This is a genomic window from Pseudomonas sp. E45-MNA-CIBAN-0222 (genome assembly GCF_040310405.1).
Lineage (GTDB): Bacteria > Pseudomonadota > Gammaproteobacteria > Pseudomonadales > Pseudomonadaceae > Stutzerimonas > Stutzerimonas stutzeri_AC.
Window position 1 is genome coordinate 1 of record NZ_JBEOPU010000267.1, and the last position, 230, is coordinate 230.

General features: G+C 50.4%; 1 pseudogene. It reads right to left on the minus strand.

Annotated features, from left to right (window positions below):
* A pseudogene (gene purH, locus AAEZ08_RS23565) lies at positions 1-230 on the minus strand (bifunctional phosphoribosylaminoimidazolecarboxamide formyltransferase/IMP cyclohydrolase); the annotation flags it as partial.

The window sequence follows — 230 nt, forward strand, 5'->3', positions numbered from 1 at the left end:
GTGCTGAGTTGACGCGGCTCATTTGACCGGCGCCAACACCAATAGTGCGCTGACCTTTGGCATAAACGATGGCGTTAGATTTGACGTATTTTGCGACGTTCCAGCTGAACAGTAAATCAGCAATCTGCGCTTCCGTTGGTTGCACATCCGTGACGATTTTTAGGTCATTGGCAGTAATCAAACCCAGATCCTGCTCTTGTACGAGCAGCCCGCCGTTAACGCGCTTATAG